The 20,445-nt window shown below is 71.0% G+C and carries 14 protein-coding genes; 5 read left to right on the top strand and 9 right to left on the bottom strand.

Features of this window, described 5'->3' with window-relative positions:
- Window positions 1-159 precede the first annotated feature (159 nt).
- The 6 genes from JIX56_RS26465 to JIX56_RS26440 form a co-directional block, all read right to left on the bottom strand.
- A complete protein-coding gene (locus JIX56_RS26465) occupies window positions 160-771 on the bottom strand; it encodes a GNAT family N-acetyltransferase (protein ID WP_257544185.1) in 612 nt (203 codons plus the stop codon).
- Between the two features lie 24 nt (window positions 772-795).
- Window positions 796-1,236: a Zn-ribbon domain-containing OB-fold protein gene (locus JIX56_RS26460; protein ID WP_257544183.1), complete on the bottom strand. Its 441-nt coding sequence runs from the start codon at window positions 1,234-1,236 to the stop codon at window positions 796-798.
- Between the two features lie 33 nt (window positions 1,237-1,269).
- Entirely contained in the window at window positions 1,270-1,716 is a 447-nt protein-coding gene (locus JIX56_RS26455) for a DoxX family membrane protein (protein WP_257544182.1), read from the bottom strand.
- A gap of 82 nt (window positions 1,717-1,798) precedes the next feature.
- Window positions 1,799-5,047, bottom strand: a complete 3,249-nt coding sequence (locus tag JIX56_RS26450) for a serine protease (protein ID WP_257544181.1) — start codon at window positions 5,045-5,047, stop codon at window positions 1,799-1,801.
- Between the two features lie 34 nt (window positions 5,048-5,081).
- Complete coding sequence (locus JIX56_RS26445; RefSeq protein WP_257544179.1) at window positions 5,082-5,426, bottom strand: trypco2 family protein; 345 nt, start codon at window positions 5,424-5,426, stop codon at window positions 5,082-5,084.
- Window positions 5,427-5,534: 108 nt separating this feature from the next.
- Window positions 5,535-7,181, bottom strand: a complete 1,647-nt coding sequence (locus tag JIX56_RS26440; protein WP_257544177.1) for an AAA family ATPase — start codon at window positions 7,179-7,181, stop codon at window positions 5,535-5,537.
- A 192-nt stretch (window positions 7,182-7,373) separates the two neighbouring features.
- On the opposite strand from JIX56_RS26440, the gene JIX56_RS26435 reads away from it, so the two are divergent.
- A complete protein-coding gene (locus JIX56_RS26435) occupies window positions 7,374-8,585 on the top strand; it encodes a flavin-containing monooxygenase (RefSeq protein WP_257544175.1) in 1,212 nt (403 codons plus the stop codon).
- 79 nt (window positions 8,586-8,664) lie between these two features.
- Here JIX56_RS26435 and JIX56_RS26430 read toward each other — a convergent pair whose 3' ends face one another.
- Window positions 8,665-10,305, bottom strand: a complete 1,641-nt coding sequence (locus JIX56_RS26430) for a hypothetical protein (RefSeq protein ID WP_257544174.1) — start codon at window positions 10,303-10,305, stop codon at window positions 8,665-8,667.
- Between the two features lie 584 nt (window positions 10,306-10,889).
- Here JIX56_RS26430 and JIX56_RS26425 point away from each other — a divergent pair.
- The 4 genes from JIX56_RS26425 to JIX56_RS26410 all read left to right on the top strand — a co-directional run bounded on the left by JIX56_RS26425 (window position 10,890) and on the right by JIX56_RS26410 (window position 17,468).
- The gene (locus tag JIX56_RS26425) at window positions 10,890-13,142 is read left to right on the top strand and encodes an acetate--CoA ligase family protein (RefSeq protein ID WP_257544172.1); all 2,253 of its coding nucleotides are present in this window, start codon (window positions 10,890-10,892) and stop codon (window positions 13,140-13,142) included.
- A 145-nt stretch (window positions 13,143-13,287) separates the two neighbouring features.
- A complete protein-coding gene (locus JIX56_RS26420) occupies window positions 13,288-14,115 on the top strand; it encodes an enoyl-CoA hydratase/isomerase family protein (protein ID WP_257544170.1) in 828 nt (275 codons plus the stop codon).
- Window positions 14,116-14,183: 68 nt separating this feature from the next.
- On the top strand, window positions 14,184-14,942 hold the full coding sequence (locus tag JIX56_RS26415; protein WP_257544168.1) for a flavin reductase family protein: 759 nt from the start codon (window positions 14,184-14,186) through the stop codon (window positions 14,940-14,942).
- 252 nt (window positions 14,943-15,194) lie between these two features.
- On the top strand, window positions 15,195-17,468 hold the full coding sequence (locus JIX56_RS26410; RefSeq protein WP_306819880.1) for an ATP-binding protein: 2,274 nt from the start codon (window positions 15,195-15,197) through the stop codon (window positions 17,466-17,468).
- On the opposite strand, the gene JIX56_RS26400 is transcribed toward JIX56_RS26410, so the two are convergent.
- Together JIX56_RS26400 and JIX56_RS26395 are read right to left on the bottom strand one after the other, a co-directional pair.
- The gene (locus JIX56_RS26400) at window positions 17,376-17,900 is read right to left on the bottom strand and encodes a hypothetical protein (RefSeq protein WP_257544166.1); all 525 of its coding nucleotides are present in this window, start codon (window positions 17,898-17,900) and stop codon (window positions 17,376-17,378) included. The two genes, JIX56_RS26410 and JIX56_RS26400, sit on opposite strands and share 93 nt — an antisense overlap.
- On the bottom strand, window positions 17,897-20,356 hold the full coding sequence (locus JIX56_RS26395; RefSeq protein WP_257544164.1) for a tetratricopeptide repeat protein: 2,460 nt from the start codon (window positions 20,354-20,356) through the stop codon (window positions 17,897-17,899). The genes JIX56_RS26400 and JIX56_RS26395 overlap by 4 nt, the downstream gene beginning before the upstream one ends.
- Between the last annotated feature and the right edge of the window lie 89 nt (window positions 20,357-20,445).

Raw genomic sequence — 20,445 nt, 5'->3', positions numbered from 1 at the left:
GGTGTTTTGAAAGTCCAGTGCGGTGCCCGCGGTGTTCGGTGCGTGCCCTCGGCGTGCCGGACGAAGGCCCTCGTAGCGGAGCTACTTGGGTCTTTGGCCGGTGCGGCGAGGGTGCGTGCCGGGCGCCGCGGGTGCTGTGCGGGGCTTTCAAAACACCCCCTAGATCCCGGCCGGTCCCGGGTCCGTGGCCAGCCGCGCGTGCAGGTGTGCGTCCCGGAAGGCGTCGTGGCGCCCCTGCTCGAACGCGGCCCCGCGCAAGGTCCCCTCGTAGGGAAACCCGCACCGCTCGGCGATACGGCAGGACACGGCATGACCGACGGCATGGTCCAGTTCGAGCCGGTGGATGTCGAGTTCGGCGAAGGCCCAGCGGGCGGCGAGGTCGAGGGCGCGGGTGGCGACGCGCCGGCCGCGGGCCTCGGGCAGCACCCAGTAGCCGACGACGGCCCTGCGCATGAACCCGTCGATCCCGCTCAGGCCGACATGCCCGAGCGTCACCCCGCTCTCCGCGTCCGTGACCCGGAAGGCCACGGTCTTCCCCTCCATGTCGGACTCCGCCCGCTGCCGCAAGGACTCCCGGGCGCCTTCAGGACTCCCGTCCAGCATCAAGGGCGTGTTCCACCGCTGGAACTCCGGATCGGTACGCCCCCGGAACCACGCCTCGACATCCGCGTCGGACTCGGCGTCCCAGGCACACAGCCGCAGGCCGTGACCGTGCGGCTCGGCGGACGCTCGACGGGCAGGATCAGGGAATCGCTCATCAGTACGGCTCACACCCCCATTGAAACGCGCGGCACCTCATGCCCGCGCGCGGAATACGGGCACCGCGAAGCCACCGGCCTCCCGGAACACGACCTCCAGCGCCATTCCCGCCGACAACCCCCCGTCCCGCTCCCCCCATTCCACGACCTCGCTCATCATCCGCGGCCCCTCGACGAGATCGACGACCGCGGCGACGTACGGTGTGCGCTCCCCGAAGGGCGGCAGATCGTTCCGGTGGACGACGGACCAGGTGTAGAGCGTGGCGCGCCCGGACGCCTCCTCCCACCGCACGTCCTCGCTCCAGCAGTACGGGCAGAACTCGCGCGGAGGGTGATGCACGCGCCCGCAGCCCACCGCCCCGCAGCGCCGCAGGAGCAGCCGCCCCTCGGCGGCCGCGTCCCAGTACGTACGACTGAAGCCGTCGACCTCCGGCAGATCGAACCGCGCGGCGCCACCGCCCACTGGACCCACCCCCATCAGAACAGCCGCCCCATCAGAACAGCCGCCCCATCAGAACAACCCCAGCGCACTGTCGACCGACCACGTCTGCCAGGACATCCCGAACAGCCCCACCACCGAGATCAGCGCCATCATCGAGTTCTGCCCCTGCTCGGCCCAGTCGTGAATCATCAGCACGAGGTAGAGGAGGTTCAGCAACAGCCCGCCGACCAGCGCGACCGGCGTCAGAACGCCGAGGATCAGCCCGAGCCCGAGGGCGAGTTCGGCGTAGGCGACGACATACGCCATGGCCTTGGGCCGAGGCTTGACCACGACATCGAACCCACTCCGCACCGCCTCCCAGCGATGCTTCCCCGCCACCCCGGCCGCCCACGCGATCCCGGCCCCCTCGAACCAGGTCTTCTTGTCCTTGTGCCGCCAACTCTCCAGCCACCACAGGCCGAGCCCGATACGAAGGACCGCCAACCATTCGGCACCAGAGAGCCAGACCGAGTCCATCGACGCCGCCCTTCCGCATCCGGGTGGAGTTTCTGACGGTACGTCAGTTCAGCGGATGGGGGGTGGATGTGCAAGAGGGACGTCAGCGCCGGGTCAGTCGGTACTTCGGGAAGGCGTCGGCACCGCGGATGCGGTCGTCGTCGGGGGCGAAGCCGACGAGACGGAGTTGGAGTCGCGTCACGGAGCCGAGGCTTGTCACATCGACGATCTGGCGGCTGTCGAAGCGCGTGATGACCACAAGTTCGGTCAGGGCGGGAAAGGCCGTCGTCAGATGCGTCAGATCCAACTCCCAGGACGCATCGCAACAAATGACACTCACATGCGTCACACCGGGGTGAGCGAGATTCCGGGGTATGGAGTACTCGGACTCCGACGCGACGAGCACGGAAGTGAGGGCGGGAAGGTCCCGGAGTCGATCCATCCCCTGCGCCGCCCAGCCGAAGAGTCCCAGGTGGGTGAGCCCCGTCCAACCCGCGGCCTGTTCCGCCCAGTCGTCAGGCATGGCGATGAGACTCAGGTCGGTGACACTGGGCAGTGCTGGTGTGGTGAACGGGAGTTCACGGGAATGCGCCGTCCAGAGGCTCGCCAGGGCAGGATCTCTGGTCATATTGCCCAGCGCAAGGCCAGGGCCCCCGAAGAAGAGTTCGGACACCGTGTGTACGGCGGAAAGACCGGCGAATGAAGGGCGGTTCCGCAGAGCCTCCTCACCCAGGTAGAGAGTGTGGACGGAGTGATCATTGGCAAAAGCGGCTGCCGCTTCGGCGGAAACCGCTGTGGCCAACACGAGGGAGCTCACCTGGCCGATGGCCTGCCCATGGTCGAGCTGTTCGGCGGAAGTGATCCTCAGCAGACCCACGTCCAGGTCGACGAGGACCTCGCTGGGGTACTCGGTGCCCGGGAAGCCCTTCCAGACCTGGACGAGGTACATCGCCAGCTGCGGCCGTAGTTCGCGTGGTATCCGCGCCAGGAAGCGGACCGCCTCAGGACCGCCGACCTCGCCGGCCAGGAGGACCACGTATACGCAGAGCGTGGAATCCTCCCACTCGAAGCCCGTCTCGAGCGCCGACAGCAGGTCGGGTCCCGCGGCCGCGTACTGGTTCAAGTCGGAAGTCCCGAGGCGTCTCTTCTTCACGGCCGAGAAAAAGGTCTTCGCGACCCCGGAAGCCAGCGCCCGCCGGTCCGCCTCGACCATCTGCACCGCATACGGAATGCACGACCCCGCCGCCAACCGCATCCGCGCCCGTAGCGTGCGATCGGTCACCAGTCGCAACTTGCGCCGGAACTGCGCGACGAACTCCCCCGTGTCCGCGAGATTGCACTGGCTCATGGCGAAGCGAAGAACATCGCCCCAGGTCTCGTCCCCGGAATGCCCGGCCAACTGCCCGAAGGCCCGCCGGGCCACCATGTCCGTGGCGGCGAGATAGTCCTGGAAGGTCCGGTGGCTGAAGCGGAGGCTGTCCTCGCTCGGCGCGACGAGCAGGCCGCTCCGCTTGCGCAGGGCCTCGCGTATCTCCTCGGCGGTGTAGGTGTCGGCGTCGCGGCCGAGGCTCCGCAGCCGTTCCTCCACCTTCTCGTCGAAGCGCTGGAGGGTGATCTCCCGTTCGCCCTCGGTCGTGAGATACCCGGCGATCCAGGACAGGATCGCGCGCCGCTGGTCGACGTCCAGGTGGGGCAGCGGGTCCGGGACATCCCGTTCCTCGTCACGCAGGCCGAGCATCATGTTGATGGTGCGCGCGTACAGCTCCTGGCGGAAACGCGGGAGCCGGGCGCCGTGCACCTCGTGGAGCTTGCACAGCACCGCGCACAGCAGCGGCGTCGCGGCGAGTGCCGAGAGGTCCTCGGAATCCTCGATGTGCCTGGTGAGGGCGGCTTCCAGATCGGTCAGTCGGCTGATCCGGCGCTCGCTCTCCTCCGCGCCGAAACGGGCAGAGCGCACGCCGACGGCGGCCGCCTCGTGCCACTTGTGGATCAGCTCGGCCCGTTGTCCGCCGTTCAGTTCGAGAAGCTTGAGCTCGGCGAATCCGAGCCGCTGCGGCGGAGGCCAGTCGCGCAGGGCCTCGGGGCGCCCGGTGACGATGATGTGCAGCTGAGGGTGGTCACGGAGCAGACGACTGATCCAGCCGATCACGCCGTCCCGGTGGGCCTCCAGCACCTCGTCGAGGCCGTCTACCAGGAGCAGTGCCCGCTCCTGGTAGAGCATGCGACGGGCCCAGCCGTCGGGCGGCGCGGAACCCACCGCCATCCGGTTGAAGTCGAGGAACCGCTCGGGCTCCGGCGGAATCCCGTCCAGCCCCTCGATCTTCTTCCAGTGCGGCGCGTACATGTCGCGCAGCCTCAGCAGAAAGGGCACGCACCGGTTGAACGGTTCCAGTGGGCCCTGGCAGGAGCGGCGCGCCATGGAGACGGCCAGCCATTCGAGCAGCGTGGACTTCCCGGCTCCGGGATCGCCCCTGAGCAACAGCCGGGTGTTCTTCGGTATCAACTGCTCGATGGGCCGCGCTTGGTCGGGCGCCGTGCTTCCCGAGGCGAGCCAGCCGGGGGCGGGCAGCCCCGCCCGCAGGCTGACGTAGGCGTGCTCGATCCCGATCTCGTCCTCGAGCCCCCGCAGTCCGAGCCCGAACAATTCGATGTGCCCGTACCGCCGGACGACCTCTCTGCGGTACGAGTCCAGGAACCCGGCATCACGGGCGTCCGACTCCGTGATCGGCCGGGACACCCCGAACAGCATGTCGAGCTCGGGCACTGCTTCGAAGAAGGGCGCGATCCGCGCCGCTTCCAACCGCGAGTGCTCCCACCCCGCGGAGTCCCGCAGCACCACCCCCACCAGCCACCGCCCGGCATGGAACACCGGCGCTCCCGACATCCCGCTCCAGGGCGCCGCCCCCTCTGGCGGATGACCGACGAGTTCGAGCGACAGATAGTCGTGGCTCTCGGCACTGTTGGAGGCCACACGGAACGCCGGCTCCAGCGGTGTCACACCCGCCGCGGCCCTGGTCGTGACGGCCGGCAGGCCGAGCGCGGCACAGTCCTCGAACCGGGCGTCGGCCGCCAGCGCGCTGATCTCCACGTCACCCAGCTCACCCGGATCGGCCAGGTCCTCGGCCAGCCGGATGAGGGCGACGTCGCCCTCGATCCGCCACCCCTCCGCCGCCACACTGCGCAGCGTCTGCATCCGGCAGACCCGCACCTCCCCGGCCCCGACGGCTTTCACGACATGCCCGGCCGTCAGGACGAGACGGCCGCCGAGCAGATAGCCACTGCCCCGCACCTCGTCCCCCGCCGTCGTGACGGCGACCAGATGCGCACGGCTGGGATGGCGGACGGTCTTCATCGAACCCCCGGCTCTCGTCGGACGGCACTCGCCCTCACCGGACGATGCGATGACCGGAGTCGGAGTTGTTGATCTCGGGACTCTCCCCGGTGGCCGCCGATATCGGTGTGAGGCTGAGCGTCACCCGGTGCGTGTGCGCCGTCGACCGCTTGCCCTCGGCATCGGCAGTGACCACCCACGCCTTGACCCCGCCCTTGACGCTCCGGTCCCGCGTCAGCGCCACCGTGAATTCGAGTTCGATCGGCCCCACCTGGAATCGGATGTCCGACTCGGGGTCCGAGGCGGCCGCCTCGGTGATCTGCGTACGAAGGGCCTTGACGGCCGAGACCAGATCGATCGGCGCGACGCCGAGGCCGACGTCGTCGGGAGAGTGCGTCATGTACGTGAACCGACCTTTCCACAGGGGAAGTTGCCCACCGCCCATGATGATGCAGCCAACGGCACCACACCCGGAAGATCCAGGCATTCGGCGAAGGGCCGTCCCAGGTCAGCGCCCGGCCGCGGCGTCCGTTCCCACCTCGTACCGGTCTCCTCCGGCCCCGTACAACTCCTCCAGCCCGACGAGCGCCACTCCCCCCTGCTTCGCCTCGGCCCTCAGCGCGTCGCTGAACCCGGCCGCGCTGAAGCACGCCAGCAGGCAGTCCTCCGTGTCCATGCCCCGCGCGGTGAGCAGTTCCCCGGCCCGGCGCAGCCGCTCCAGATGGCCGAGCCCCATCACCGTGCCCCACTTCGCCTCGCCGAGCAGCGCGACCGTCGGCCGGCTTCCCCCGGAGCCCTGCTCGACCGCGGCCACGTCGACCTGGATCTGCCGACGTGCCTTCGGGTCGCTCACCACGCCGCCACCGATCTCTCCCAAGGACGTACGGAGCAGGGAGCGGCCCGGACCAAGGACGTACTCCCGACACATGCCCTCGAAGTGCGGCCCAGCCACCTGCGCCGCGAAGCGCTCCGCCGACCCCGCCCACACCTCCGCCGCCTGGCCGCTCTCCAGCCGCGCCCAGGAGGGGCGCATGACAGCCTCGTAGAAGGTGATCAGCGGTTCGGTGATCCGGTACTGCGACTTCCCGGCCCGGAAGATGTCCGCCTCACGTGCCAACAGGTGGCTGTCTTCCAGGACGTTGAGCGGGTGCGAGATGTCGACGGACTTGCGGCCGATGTATCCCGCGATGCCGCCGCGCGTCGTGTTGCCCTGGGCGACCGCGGCCAGCACCGAGTGGTAGAGCGCGGTGTCGCGGATGTCCGCCTCCTCGGCGAGCAGATAGCGCGCCTCCCGGAAGAGGGGACTGAACGGCGAGAGGACCGTACGGCAGATCCAGTCGTCGAAGTCCCCCAGGCTCGCGGGAACGTCGTCCGCCAGGAACTGGCGGCGGTAGGCGGGCGTGCCCCCGAGAACGGCATGCAGCCGGGCGGCGAGCGCGGGTTCGGCCGTGACACCCCAGAAGTCGGCGGCCGCCCGGTATCCGAAGGGGCGTACGACGAGTTCCAGTTGGGCCCGGCCGCGCAGGGGTGCGGTGCTCGCCAGGAGTCCGCCCATGACGGACATCGCCGAACCGCACAGGAGGAGCCGCATGTGGCTCCGCTCGACCTGGAAGCGGTCGATCTCACGCTGGATGAGCGAGGGAAGCTCCGGGGCGACCTTGGCCAGGTAGGGGAACTCGTCGATGACCACGAGAAACGGTGCGCCGGACGTCGCGGACGAGCCGACGCTTTCCCGGCCGGGAGCGCCTTCCCGGTCGAGGGCACCTCCCCGGTCGAGGCCACCTCCCCGGTCGAGGGCGCCTCCCCGGTCGAGGCCACCTCCCCGGTCGGGGGCGGCGAGCCCGAAGAGGTAGGAGACCGCGTCGCTCCAGGTGGCGAAGGAGAAGGGCACGGGGGAGCGCGCATGATCGGCGAGCGCGGCACTGAACTGGCGGAGGGACTCCGCCTCGGTCCCGGCCGTGGCCCCGAAGTAGAACCCGCCCCGCTCCTCGACGAGCGCCCGCAGGAGATAGGTCTTGCCCATCCGCCGTCTGCCGCTGACGATCCCGAGCATGGCGTGCGGCAGTGGCCGCCCCGCGAAGGCGGTGAGCCCCTTCCACTCCGCGGCGCGATCGAAGACGTGCGACGGCTTTCCCGGCAATCCTGGATGCTGCACATCGACTCCTTAGGAGTGCACTCCTAAGGACTGTACTCCTAATAAGTACACCCGGCACATCACCTCCTCCCCGCATACCAAGCGACCTACGTCACAGACCCCACGCACCCCTCCTACATCCGTGATCAATCCGCAATCAATTCCCGGCTTGACCGAGACCCATCAAGTGAGGGCGCGCATACGCTCAGGCACATGGCCGACTCCAGAGATTCCGCTACCCCAGTGTCCGACCGCCCCGTGTATGTGATCGGCGGCGGGCCCGGGGGGCTGGCCGTGGCGTACGCGTTGCGTGCGCAGGGGGTGCGGGCCGTGGTGCTGGAGAAGGCGGACGGGGTCGGGGCGTCCTGGCGGCGGCACTACGACCGGCTGCGTCTGCACACGACCCGGCGGCTGTCGGCGCTGCCCGGTCTGCCGATGCCGCGCCGCTTCGGCCGGTGGGTGGCGCGGGACAACGTGGTGCGGTACCTGGAGAAGTACGCCGAGGTGCACCAGTTGGAGATCGTGACCGGCGTCGAGGTGTCCCGCGTCGAGCGGAGCGCGGACGGCGGCGGCTGGCTGCTGCACGCCACCGGCGGCCGCGAGCTGACCGGCAGCGCGGTCGTCGTCGCCACCGGCTACAACCACACACCCCACATCCCCGACTGGCCGGGCCGGGACTCGTACGAGGGCGAGCTGGTGCACGCCCGCGAGTACCGCAACCCGAAGCCCTACGCCGGCCGGGACGTCCTGGTCGTCGGCATCGGCAACACCGGCGCGGAGATCGCCGTCGACCTCGTCGAGGGCGGGGCGGGGCGCGTGCGGCTCGCGGTGCGGACGGCCCCGCACATCGTGCGCCGGTCGACCGCCGGGTGGGCGGCCCAGTACACGGCCGTCCTCGTACGGCGACTGCCGGTCGCCCTCGTGGACCGGCTCGCCAAGCCGGTGGCGAAGCTGAGCGTGCCGGACCTGTCGGCGCACGGCCTGCCCCGGCCCGACACCGGCCTCTACTCCCGCGTGAACGAGGGGTCCGTCCCCGTGCAGGACGTCGGGCTCATCGACGCCGTACGGAAGGGGAAGGTCGAGGTCGTCGGCGCGGTCGAGGGGTTCGAGGACGGCAAGGTCGTCCTCGCCGACGGCAGCCGGGTCGAGACCGACGCCGTGATCGCCGCCACCGGCTACCGACGTGCCCTGGAAGGTCTCGTCGGACATCTCGACGTCCTGGACGGACGCGGGAAGCCGGTCGTGCACGGACCGCGCTCCCCCGAGAACGCCCCCGGCCTGTACTTCACCGGCTTCACCAACCCCATCAGCGGCATGTTCCGCGAACTCGCCCTCGACGCCGAGAAGATCGCCAAGACGATCGCCCGGACGGGCGGCGTCGCCACGCGCGACGCGCTCACCGTACGGATCCGCGTCGAGCGCTGAGCGGACGCCGGGACAGCCAACCACGGCACCGGCGGCACTGGCGGTACCGGCGGTACCGGCGGATGGCTGTCCCAGTGAGTCAGACGATCGGATCGAGGGGCTCGATCGGCTCGATCGGCTCTATCTCCGGGAGTTCCGGCAGGGTCGGAAGGTCGGGATACCCCGGGTAGCTGCTCTCGCTCACGACGTACGTGCAGTTGGTGTACGTGTAGCCGGGATCGATGCTCATCCCGTCGGCCTTGTTCTCCACGGCCTCTGTGTCTTCGACGGATTCGTCGGCGTACTTGATGAGGGTGTGGTAGTCGCCGGCGGGCAGGTTGAGGTAGTTGGTCGGGTAGTCGATGCCGCTGTTCGCGCAGGCGGCGTCCGAGGCCTCCGACTCGCTGGAGTACTCGGTGCAGTCGGTGCACGCCGGGAGGTAGACGCTGCCGGTGACCGGGCCGGTGTAGAGAAACTCGACCGCCGTCGGGGCGTCGTTGCTGATCTCCATCGGCATCGTGGCGCCGCCCGGGCCGCGGGAGGGCGGCAGCTTCCGGCCCGCCTCGGGCCGTTCCTCGGCGATCTCCGCGGCGATGGCGATCTGCCGGGCACGCTTCGCGTTCTTGTTGTCCTCGTACATGTCGGCGAAGTCGTTGAGTGTCGCCGCCGCCGCGCCGAACTTGTCGTCCTCGAACTCGTCCACCCCGCAGGCGTAGGCGCCGGACTCCACCGCCTTGCCGGCGGCCGTGCGCAGCCCGTCACCGGGGCTGCCCTCGGGCAGGTCGGCCACGGTCTGGCTGATGACCTGCAATTCCTCGCGGGCCGGGCAGGGGTCGTCGCCCTTCAGCGCCTTGGACTTCTTCTCGATCTCCGCGCTGACGGCCGGTTCGACCCTGGCGGCCGGCGCCGAGTCGGCGAAGTCACGCAGGAGTTCGGCCAGTGCGCCGCCGTTCGCCTCCGCTTCGGTCACGGCGTCGGAGCCGAGGTTCGTGATGCCGCACTCGTAGAGCGACGTGGCAAGGGGCCCCTCTGGCCAGGAGGTGAGGGCGCCGAACCGCATGCCGCTCATCCTGTCGGGCAGCTTCCACAGATACCTCAGCGGTTCCAGAGCCTCGCAGTACTCCTTCTCGCGGTACGGCGCGGCGACGGTGTCGTAGAACCGGTCGAGGCGGTCGGGGATGCGCTGGGCCGCCCGGCTGCCGGGGTGGTCGTCGCCGAGCGCACGGTAGGCCTTCAGCGCCCGCTCGTAGTCCTGCTCGGCCTCGGCGAAGCCGTCCCGCTGCGAGGCGGCGGTGACCAGCCGGTCCGTCCTGGCGAGCCGGTCGAGCAGCATCTGCTGGTACGCCTCTTCCCGCGCCGCCTCGTACCCCACCGCCCCACCGGCCGGCACGGCGAGCAGCACGAGCCCGAGCCCGGCGGCGACCGTCGACCGCCACGGCAACGTCAGCCGCGTACGGCGCGCCAGCCACGCCCCGTGGATCGCGGCGAGCACCAGAACGAGGCCGTACGCCCACACCGCCCCGCCCGGCACCCCGTCCGGGTCGGCGGGCAGCGCGGCCACCAGCAGCCAGCCGGTCGCGATCCAGCACACGGCGGCCTGCGGCCAGCGCCGAAGGAGCACATACCCGAGCCCGAGCCCACTGAGGTTGAACAGCCCCGCCGCCGCGGCCCGCCACGGGTCCCCGGGCACGGTGTCCTCGGGCGCGGCGTCCTCGGGCTCCTCCGGCAGCGTGTAGGTCAACCACTCGGAGGGCGACGGCTCGACGGCCGGCGGTCCATCGGCCGGCGAACCAACGGCCGGCGGACCAACGGGCGGCGGACCAACGGGCATCGGGGGTGGGGGCGGGGGCGGGGGCGGGGGCGGGGGCGACGACGGAGGCTCGGGCAGCGTGGACTCAGGTCCGCCCGACGGCTCTCCCGTGCCACCGACACCCGACGGCTCGACACCCGACGGCTCTTCGGACCCACTCATAACGACTCACTCCCCCAACTGCCGTACAGACAGGGCATCTTGCTCGGTCATAGGCCCTGATGTTCCCGCGGGTGGCCGGGGAGGGGTCCCGAACACAAGGAAGCCGAGGCCCCGTGGCGACCCCGCCGCCAAGCACCCGAAGGCGAACGCAGACGGATGCGGCCGTATACGTCTGACCGCCGCCCGCGCGGGTACAACTTCCTTACTGCCGCGTAACTTTGCTCGCAGACCCATTCCCTGACAGAGCGTCAGTTCAGTAGTCTGAAATCTGACGTAGCGTCAGATACGTGAACGTGAAGGCACCACGCCACTGAATTGGCTGTCATGGCTGTCACACAGGAGCGGGCGGACCGATGCTTGGATCAACCCACGGCACCCTCACCACCGACTCCCGCCGGGCCCGCGCCATCGCCTGCGGCGAGCACCCCGCGCAGGTCGTGCACGGCAGGCCCGCCGAGGCCGGCGACCTGGACGTCAGCGGGCGTCCGCTGTACGCCGCCGTCCCCGATCTGGACCGTTTCTTCCGCCCCGAGTCGGTGGCCGTCGTCGGCGCCTCGGACACGGAGGGCCGGCCGAACACCGGGATCACCCGGCAGTTGCTCGCCTGGTCCGAACGGGTCGGCGCCCGGCTGCACCCCGTGCACCCCACGCGCGAGTCGGTCTTCGGCATCCCCTGCTCCCCTTCCGTCGCCGACCTGCCCGAACGGGTCGATCTCGCCGTACTGCTCCTCTCCGACCCCCTCCCCGTGATCGGCGAACTGGCCGAGGCCAAGGTGAAGTTCGCCGTCGCCTTCGCCTCCGGCTTCGCCGAGACCGGCGCGGAGGGCGCGGCAGCGCAGGAACGGCTGGCCGCCGCCGTGGCCCGCGCCGAAGGCCTGCGGCTGCTCGGCCCCAACACCAACCTCAACGCCTTCGAGCGCTTCCGCGACGACCTCGACGGACCGGCGATCGCGCTGATCACCCAGTCCGGCCACCAGGGCCGCCCCGTCTTCTCCCTCCAGGAACTCGGCATCCGCCTCTCCCACTGGGCCCCCACCGGCAACGAGGCCGATCTGGAGACCGCCGACTTCATCTCCTACTTCGCCGAACGCCCCGAGGTGGGCGCCATCGCCGCTTACGTCGAGGGCCTGAAGGACGGCCGCTCCTTCCTCCTCGCCGCCGACCGGGCCGCCCGGCGCGGTGTGCCCGTCGTCGCGGTCAAGGTCGGCCGCACCGAGACCGGCGCCCGCACCGCCGCCTCCCACACCGGCAAGCTGACCGGCGCGGACGCGGTGGTCGACGCGGCGATGCGGCAGTACGGCGTGATACGCGTCGACGGGCTCGACGAGCTCCAGGACACGGCCACCCTGCTGGCCCGGGCCCGCCGACCCCGCACCCCGGGGCCGGCCGAACCGAGGGCCGAGGGCGTCGTCGTCTATTCGATCTCGGGCGGCACGGGCGCGCACTTCGCCGACCTGGCCACGGAGGCCGGACTGCCCCTCCCCACCCTCTCGGAGGCCAAGCAGGCCGAGCTGCACCAGTGGATCCCCGACTATCTGAGCGTGGCCAACCCCGTCGACAACGGCGGCCACCCCGTGGGCGACTGGCGCGGCCCCCGCATCCTCGACGCGATCCTCGACGACCCGGCCGTGGGAGTGCTGATCTGCCCCATCACCGGCCCCTTCCCGCCGATGAGCGACAAGCTCGCCCAGGACCTGGTGGCCGCGGCGGAGCGGACGGACAAGCTGGTGTGCGTGGTGTGGGGGTCGCCGGTGGGCACGGAAGCCGCGTACCGCGAGACCCTCCTCGGGTCGTCCCGGGTGGCGACCTTCCGTACCTTCGCCAACTGCATCACCGCCGTCCGCGCCCATCTCGACCACACCCGCTTCACCGCCGCCTACCGCTCCCCCTTCGACGAGGCACCGCGCTCCCCCTCGCCCTCCTTCCGCAAGGCGAAGGCGCTGATGCGACCCGGGCAGCAGCTGAGCGAGCACGCGGCCAAGCAGCTGCTGCGCGCGTACGGGATACGCGTGCCGCGCGAGCAGCTGGTGACCAGCGCGGCGGCGGCCGTACGCGCGGCGAGCCTCGTCGGCTACCCGGTGGTCATGAAGGCCTCCGGCGCCCGCATCGCCCACAAGACGGAACTCGGCCTGGTGAAGATCGGCCTGACCTCCGCGAGCCAGATCCGCGACGCCTATCGGGAACTGACGGACATCGCCCGCTACGAGGATGTCTCCCTCGACGGGGTGCTGGTGTGCCAGATGGTCGAGCGGGGCGTGGAGATGGTCGTGGGCGTCACCCACGACGACCTCTTCGGGCCGACGGTCACGGTCGGCCTCGGCGGTGTCCTCGTGGAGGTCCTCCGCGACTCCGCCGTACGCGTGCCGCCCTTCGGCGAGGACCAGGCCCGCGCCATGCTCTCCGAACTGCGCGGGCGGGCCCTGCTGGACGGGGTGCGCGGGGCTCCCCCGGCCGACGTGGACGCCCTCGCGGAGGTCGTGCTCCGCGTGCAGCGCATGGCGCTCGAACTCGGCGACGACATCGCGGAGCTGGACATCAACCCGCTGATGGTGCTGCCGAGGGGACAGGGAGCCGTGGCGCTGGACGCGCTGGCGGTGTGCCGCTGAGCGCCGCCGCACAGCGAGGGCGTCCAGCACACCGCTGACGACCAGCACACCACGTACGACCAGCACACCGAAGACGACCGTCGCACCACGGACGACCAGCACACCGAGGGCATTCATCACTCCCCGTAAAAACAGGAGCACCCACATGTCCGCTTCCCCCCTTGAACATCCCGAAAAATCCCGTGACTCATTGATACTGCACGCCACTGACAACGCCGTCTCGTGGATCACCCTCAACCGCCCCGAGGCGATGAACGCCCTCACCCCTGACCAGCGGGAACACCTCATCCACCTCCTCTCGGACGCCTCCGCCGACCCCGCCGTCCGCGCGGTCGTCATCACCGCGACGGGCCGAGGCTTCTGCGCGGGGGCGGACCTGCGCGGCGCGGCAGCGGGCAGCGGGCAGCGGGTGCCCGGGGACGTGGCGCGCACCATCCGGCTCGGCGCCCAGCGCCTCATCGCCGCCGTCCTCGACTGCGAGAAGCCGGTGATCGCGGCGGTGAACGGCACGGCGGCCGGCCTCGGCGCGCATATCGCCCTCGCCTGCGACCTCGTACTGGCGGCCGAGGAGGCCCGTTTCATCGAGGTGTTCGTACGGCGCGGCCTCGTCCCCGACGGCGGCGGCGCGTACCTCCTGCCCCGCCTCGTCGGCCCCCATCGGGCGAAGGAGCTGATGTTCTTCGGCGACGCCCTGCCCGCCGCCGACGCGGAACGCCTCGGCCTGGTCAACCGTGTCGTCCCCGCCCAGGACCTGGAGAAGACGGCCCGCGAGTGGGCGGAACGCCTCGCCGCCGGCCCCACCCGCGCCCTGGCCTTGACCAAACACCTGGTCAACACCTCCCTCGACACCGACCGCGCCACCGCCTTCTCCGCCGAGGCCGCCGCGCAGGAGATCAACATGACGACGGCGGACGCCCAGGAGGGCGTGGCGAGCTTCGTGGAGCGACGGACACCGCGCTTCCAGGGCCGCTGACAGGACCACTGACGGGGCCGCACGGGGACTTCCCTTCTGACGGACCGTCAGTTTCAATGGGCGATGTGATGGGACACGCGGGAATGGCAGCCGCCGCCGTCCGCTATCTGCGGTCGGACCGGACTCGTACGGCCGCGAGGATGACGACGGGGCCGGTCGAAGCGCTGCCCCGCCCCGAACTGCGCTGCGTCGGCGAGAACGAGCGCGCGCCCGTCGACCAGGCCGAATTCCGGCGCGTACTGGGCAACTTCGCGACGGGTGTCACAGTGATCACCGCCCCGGGGATCACGGCGGTCCCGGCGGCTTCGGGGGCACCGACGGTTTCGGGGGCCCCGGCGGCCGACGACTCCGAAACCAGCGAACGCGCGGGCGGACACCCCAGCGGACACCCCGCCGAACGCGCCGGCGGACACCCCGACGCCCGCCCCGCCGGCTTCGCCTGCCAGTCCTTCTCCGCCCTCTCCCTCGACCCGCCCCTCGTCGTCTTCATGGTCGGCCGTACGTCGACGACCTGGCCCCGTATCGCCCGCGCGGGCGTCTTCTGCGTGAACGTACTCGGCGCGGAGCAGGGCGAGTTGTGCCGGCGCTTCGCGGTGAGCGGCGCCGACAAGTTCGCGGGGGTCGCCCACGAGCCGGCCCCCGCCACCGGCTCCCCCCGCCTCATCGGCGCCCCCGCCTGGATCGACTGCACGATCCACGCCGTGCACACCGGCGGGGACCACCTGATCGTGGTGGGCCGGGTGGAGGCGCTGGGCACGGGCGGCGAAGAGAGCGCGCCCTTGCTGTTCCACCGGGGCCGCTTCGGCGGCTTCACCACCGACTGGTAGTTCGTGCACCAGTCCCCGTGGCAGTGGGCGCCGGTACGCATGCGCCGAGTACGAGACCTACGCCGGGTGCCGGAGAGATCCGGGACGTGCCGGTGACGGGCGACGGCCACACGGCAGGGGCGGACCTCACGGACCGTCCCTGACCACTTGGTTGGCCGCTCCGTCGCAGTTGAGGCACGGTGTCCGCGGAGGCCGGTGGTGGCTACTCTCGGGAAGGAGGCGATACGCCAGCGTGTGCCGAGGGGGAGCCGCATGACCGATCACCCGGACCGTCGCCTGCGCCCCCGAGGTCACAAGGTCACCAACGCGGTCAACGCCTCCGCCGGCGTGGTGGTCCAGGCAGGCCGGATCGACGGCGGGATCCAGGTGACCGGAAGCGCGCCGGGAACCGAGATACCTCGCCAACTTCCAGTGAGCGCGGGCTTGTTCGTGGGGCGCGCCCGCGAACTGGAGGAGCTGGGAAGCCTGCTCCGGCAGCCTACGGTCGGGCAGCCGAGAATCGTGCTGCTCTCCGGTGCCGCCGCCACGGGTAAGACGGCGCTGGCCGCGTTCTGGGGTCACCGGGCCGCCCCCCATTTCCCGGACGGCCAGCTCTATGTGGACCTGAGGGGTTTCGGTCCGGAGGAACCGCTCTCCCCTCTCACCGTCCTCAGCGGCTTTCTGCGCGCTCTGGGGCGGTCGTTCGCCGCCGAGAGCGGGCCGCTGGAGGAACGGGCGGCCACCTTCCGTACGGCGCTGAGCGGCCGCCGGGTACTCGTCGTCCTCGACAACGCCTCCTCCACCGACCAGGTCCGCCCCCTCCTGCCCGGCTCGGACACCTGCGCCGTGGTGGTCACCAGCCGACGGAAGCTGAGCGGACTGGGCGTGCACCATGCGGTGCGGACCGTGGCACTCGGCGTGCTCGGCGGCGCCGAGAGCCTCGCGCTGCTCAATGCCGCGATCGGGGAGCGGGCGGCCGCCGAGAAGGAGAGCGTCGGCCGGCTCGCCGCCCATTGCGCGGGCCTTCCGTTGGCCCTGCGCATCGCGGCGCAGAAGGTCGCCACGCGTCCCACCCGCAGCATCGCCTCGCTCGTCGGCGAGCTGAACGGCATCGGCACGGGGCTGGACCTCTTCGACGCGGACGACGACACCCGCTCCACCCTGCGCGGTGTGTTCTCCTGGTCCTACCGAGGCCTGCCGACGGCCGTACGCGACGCCTTCGCACTCCTCGCGCTGCACCCCGGCGACACCTTCGACCTCCCCTCGGCCGCGGCGCTGCTCGGAACGTCGGGCGACGAGGCTGTCCGTCTGCTGCGCCGGCTGGCCGACTCGCACCTCGTGGACGACACGGCCGGGGACCGGTTCGCGATGCACGATCTGCTGCGCTCCTACGGGCGCGAACTGCACACGGCTGCCGCCGACCCGCCGACGCACGACCCGCACCCGCACCCGCACCCGCACCCGCACCCGCTCGGCGGGTTGTACGACTACTACCTGTCCATGGCGGACCGGGCCGGACGCATCATCATGCCGTACCGCCACCGCTTCCCCCTGGAGACCGGAGGGCGTCCGATCGCGGTCGAGCCGCCGATGACGAGCAGGGCCGACGCACTGCGCTGGATGGACGCCGAGTGGCGCACGCTGGTGGCGCTCTGTCGGCTGGAGGACCCCGTCTTCGACGTACGCCGTTGGCAACTGGCCTACACCCTGCGTGACTACTTCTACCTGGCCAAGCACCTGGACGGCTGGTCGGAGAGCCACTATCTGGCATTGGCCGGATGCGAGCGCATGGGCGACCGCCGTGCCGAGGCCATGACGCGCAACAACCTCGGGCGTGCTCTGCTGGAGTCGGGCCGCGTGGAGGAGGCGGCCCGTCAGTACCGGCTGGCGCACGACCGGTTCGCGGAACTCGACGACGAGCACGGCCTCAGCGATTCCCTGGCCAACCTCGCCTCGGTCCGTCGGCGTCAGGGCGCGTACACCGAGGCGCTGGACCTGCAGCAGCGTGCCCTGGACGTCTATCGCAGGACCGGGGCGATGCGGAAGGTCGGCATCACCCTGCGCAGCATGGCCAAGGCCGAGACCGAGCTGGGTCGTGCCGCAGACGCGACGGGCCACGCGGCCGAGGCGATGACCCTGTTCTCCGCGCTGGGCCTCGACCTCGACGTCGCCCAGTCCGCGTACACGCTCGGTCTGGCCCGGGCGCGGGACGGCGACGACGTGTCCGCCGCCCGGGCCTATGAACAGGCCATCGAGTTCGGCCGCAGGGCCGGAAGTCGGTACGAGGAGGCTCGGGCCCTCCGGCAGCTCGGCTTCCTGTACGCCACCGGGGGACACATCGACGCGGCCCGTGACCGGTGGCAGGCATCGCTGGAGCTGTTCACGTCGCTGGGCGCGTCGGACGCCGATGCCGTGGCCGCGCAGTTGGCGGGCCTCGGCGACGGGCGGCCCGGTTCAGTGGGTGGGGTCCTCGCCCAGCCGGTCGAGGATCCAGTGGTGCAGGATCCTGGCGACCTCCTGGTCCCTGGGACCGACGGTCTCGGGTGACCGTACCGCCCAGTCGTCGATGCCCTCCCGGGCGTCCTGCGCCAGGACCAGAGCGTCGTCGCGCTGCCCTTCGTACTGGTTGGCCGCGGCCAATCCGTGGGCGAGGCACAGGGTCGCGCGCAGCGTCTCGGGGGCGTCCGGGCCGTGGAGCGCGACCTGCCGTTCCTGGAACTCGACTGCGGCGACCAGGAGTTCGGAGAGCAGTTCGTCGTGATCGCCCTCCAGATGGACGTCTTCGGGGCCGACGCCGTCGGGAAGATCGCTCGGCTCGCCGACGGTGGTGCCGGCGCCCTCCGGCGCGGGCAGGTCCGTGAGGCCTCCGTGCAGCAGGGCCCACAGGGTCGTCACGGTGGCCAGATGATCCGGACCCTGTACGCGCAGCCGGTCCGCGTAGAGGGCGTAATGGCTCCAGTCGTCGGGAGCAGCGGTCACGATGCGGTCCTCCTGCGTGCGGTGATGATGTTCTCGCGTGCGTCGAGTGTGTCGGGGTGGTCGTCGCCCAGATGGGACCGGCGTCGCTGCCAGACCTCCTCGAACGCGGTGAGCGCCGCCGCGGCGTCACCGAGGCGGAGGTGGTTGGCGCCGATGCTGAACAGGCTGTCCACCGTGCCCCGGGCGTCACGTCCGGCCGTGTTGGTCCATCGTTCGTGGGCGCAGGTGGCGATGCGCAGCGCGGTGGGCGCCGCGTGGCGGCCGGGTCCTCGGCCGATCGCTATCACCAGGTTGTTCAGGGCCGTCAGGGCTTGCCGGGCGGACGGGCCGTAGCGTCCGTGCCAGCCACGGTAGGTCTCCCACAGCAGCGTGCGGGCCGTGTGGTGGTCGCCGAGCGCCTGATGGGTGTTGGCGAGGTTGTTCATCGCCCACAGGGTGTCGGGATGGGGGTGGTCGAACCGGTCTCGGCCGTGCAGGGCGTCGAGTTCCTCGACGGCCCGCTCCTGGAGTTCGCGCGCTTGTGTGAGTGCTCCGTTCTCCTGCAGGACAGCGCCGAGCCCGACCAGCGCGCGCAGCGTGATGTACGGGTCGCAGAGCGGCGAGGCACGGCACGAGGCGTACAGGGCGCGGAAGTCGTCGACGGCGCCCGCGCTGTCGCCCAGCTCCGAGCGCAGACGTCCGGACTGCGCGACGAGGGACCACTGGCCGTTGTCGACGGCCCAGCCTTCCGGAGCCGCCAGGTTCGCCGCGGCCTGGACGTGCGCCAGCAGGCCGAGCGTACGGAGCCTCGACGCGGCGTCGGTTCCTGTCCGGTCGAGGAGGTCGGCCAGCGTGCGCACGGCCCGTTGGGAGACCTGGCGTCGCGTTCCGTCGCGCAGCAGCACGCGTGCCGCGCGACCGACCAGCGCGTGGACGGAGTAGGTGGCGCCGGAGACGTCCTGGGCCTCCTCGACGAGTCCTCGGCTCTCAAGAGTGCGGATGCCCTCCGTCATGGCCGTCGCGGCGGCGTGCGGGTTCTCGTCCGCGCCGCGGAGTACGGCCGTCAGGAGGTCGTGGGGGATGGGCGCCGCGGCGAGTACGCTCGCGGCGGCGAGCAGGCGGACGGCAGGGGCCGGCAGGGCGTCGAACGCGCGCAGCAGGACTCCGCTGAGCGGGCGGGCGGTCTCCGCGGGCAGATCGTGGCCCAGGTGTTCCGCCAGTTCGAGCACGGGCCCGGCGTCCTCGCGCAGGTCCGCGAGGAGGGAGCGGTAGCCGGTGAATCCCTCCGCCGTCGTCAGCCCGGCGGTGATCTGCAGAGCGAGGGGGTGTGCCCGCAGGTCCGCCACGATGCCGCGAGCGGCGTTGCGTTCCTCGATGTCCTCCTGGTCCGGTCCGCGGTGTGCGGTCAGCAGACGCAGTCCCGGTCTCGGGCCCAGGCCGGACAGAACGATCTCGGTGCGGCTCGTGCCGCGGACGCTGCCGCGGGTGGTGACGAGTGACCTGCCATTGGGGCTGGGGGCGAGCAGGTACGGGTGCTCGCGCAGGCTCACGGAGGCGGGGAGGTCGTCGACGATCCAGAGATAGGGCGGCAGACCGCTCAGGTGGCGGCCCACGAGCTGCCTCAACTCTTCGTCGGTGCCCGCGCGTCCGGACAGGGAGAGACGTGCCGCGATACGTCGCATCTCCGTGTGGAAGCCGGCCTGGACGGCACCGGAGTCGTGCCGGCCCAGGGGGTCACTGCCTGACAGTTCGACGACGAAGACACCGCCGGGATGATCCCGCGCCGCCCAACGGCCGTACTGCTTGCACAAGGTGGTCTTGCCCGAACCTCCAAGTCCCCGTACGGAGACGATGGGTGCACCGCGGTCCAGTGTCCCGCCGGGCTCCTGCAGTGCGTCGTGCAGGGCCCAGAGTTCCTTGCGCCGTCCGACGAATCCGGACTCGCCGGTCAGTTCGTCGGCGATCCAGCTCTGCCCGTCGGTCATCGCGTCGCCGAAGCGCCGGTCGTCGGCTTCCCGTACCTCGCCGACCACGTGTGCGACATGGTCCGCCAGTTCCTCGACCGAGCGGCCCTCTCGGGTGAGCTTGCGCTTCTTGAGCGCCTTGGGCCTGACCTTGGCGGGCGGCACCTTCCAGGTCAGCGGCATGATCCGGCGCATCGCGGTCCCGCCCAGAGCCTTCCCGCAGGACAGGGCGAGGTGCAGTTCGGACCAGCAGTGGTCGCTGTCGTCGAAGCACGGGGTGAGCAGGGGAACGAGGACCCGTGAGCCCAGGAGGGCCGCCTTCACCGACGGCAGCATTTCGTCCTCGGCCCACTCGGGCACCGACAGATCGTCCTGGAAGACGTCCAGCCCCCTGGCACTCAGGGCCGTGTACATGTCGTCGGCCCATTCCTTGCCGTCCGCCCACGTGTAGCAGAGGAAGACGTCGTACAACGAATCCGGGTCTGGAGCAGCGCCACCCTGGTACACGGTCACGTGGGGTCCCATCAGATTCCCGTTCGCTCGGAACGTGACGGCATTCCGAGCAGTACTTGGTCAGGGTGGTGGTGCCGGCCGCGCCAGGT

Source organism: Streptomyces sp. CA-210063, from assembly GCF_024612015.1.
Taxonomy (GTDB): domain Bacteria; phylum Actinomycetota; class Actinomycetes; order Streptomycetales; family Streptomycetaceae; genus Streptomyces.
Note: the sequence above shows the minus strand (reverse complement) of the source record. Positions and strands in the feature narration are given on the sequence as shown.